The 1,321-nt window shown below is 60.6% G+C and carries 1 protein-coding gene; it reads left to right on the top strand.

What is annotated here, in order from left to right; all coding sequences use genetic code 11:
- Positions 1–384: 384 nt before the first annotated feature.
- A partial coding sequence (locus QVE23_RS09665) for a glutamine synthetase III domain-containing protein (protein ID WP_287968069.1) occupies positions 385–1,321 on the top strand: 937 nt, incomplete at its 3' end.

Below are 1,321 nucleotides of genomic sequence, written 5' to 3'. Positions count from 1 at the left end.
CCATGGCGCGGTCATAGTTTTTGAAAAAAGACCTGGACCAAGAAGGAACTGCTGCCCATCTTTGATCGGATCTGGTCCCGTAGGCTGGTCATGTTTGGGGCTTGAGATGCTGCGGAGGAAGTGCGGCCACTGCCCGCCCTCCATCAAGGTGAGCCTGCTGGACCGGGAGATCTTCGAGCAGTATTATCCCGGTCAGGCCCGGATGATCCGGGACTTCTAGATGCCCAACCGGTCCTAGGGGATGTGACGGGGACGATCCCTGCGTCCGGGGCCCCTCCGATGACGGCGAGAGCGGCAAATGAGGCGGAAAATCCGCATTTCCTGTTGAGTTTTCCATATCTGATGTGATACGATACATTTTATAAATACAGGAGGATGAAACGCATGAGTACCACCACGAAACTCTCCGATCTGTTCGGCAGCATGGTCTTCAATGAGGACACCATGAAGGAGCGCCTGTCCTCTGCGTCCTATGAGGCGTGGAAGAAGTGCGTTACAGATGGAACGTCTTTGGATATCTCCACCGCCAATGAGATCGCCCAGGCCATGAAGCAGTGGGCCGTGGAAAAGGGCGCCACCCACTACACCCACTGGTTCCAGCCCATGACCGGCGTCACGGCGGAGAAGCACGACAGCTTCATTGCCCCTGCCGGCGGCGGCAAGATCCTCATGGAATTCTCCGGAAAAGAGCTGGTCCGGGGTGAGCCGGATGCCTCCTCCTTCCCCTCCGGCGGTCTGCGGGCCACCTTTGAGGCCCGGGGCTACACCGCCTGGGATCCCACCTCCTTTGCCTTCATCAAGGAGGGCAGCCTCTGCATCCCCACCATCTTCTGCTCCAACTCCGGCGAGGCCCTGGACAAGAAGACGCCTCTTCTGCGGTCCATGGACGAGATCAGCCGCCAGGCGGTGCGGATCCTGCGCCTGTTCGGGGACACGACGACCAAACGGGTGGTGGTTCAGGTGGGGCCGGAGCAGGAGTACTTCCTGGTGGACAAGGCCCAGTACGCCCAGCGGGAGGACCTGCGGATGTGCGGCCGGACCCTGTTCGGCGCAAAGCCCCCCAAGGGACAGGAGCTGGACGACCACTACTATGGCGCCATCCGGCCCCGGGTCGCCGCCTATATGAAGGATCTGGATGAGGAGCTGTGGAAGCTGGGCGTGCTCAGCAAAACCAAGCACAACGAGGTGGCCCCCTCCCAGCATGAGATGGCCCCGATCTACACCAACGCCAACGCCGCCTGCGACCAGAACCAGCTGGTGATGGAGATGATGAAGAAGGTGGCCGACCGCCACGGACTGGTGTGCCTGCTCCATGAGAAGC

The organism is Oscillibacter sp. KLE 1728 (assembly GCF_934833455.1).
In the GTDB taxonomy this organism is placed as follows: Bacteria; Bacillota; Clostridia; order Oscillospirales; family Oscillospiraceae; genus Oscillibacter; species Oscillibacter welbionis.
Note: the sequence above shows the minus strand (reverse complement) of the source record. Positions and strands in the feature narration are given on the sequence as shown.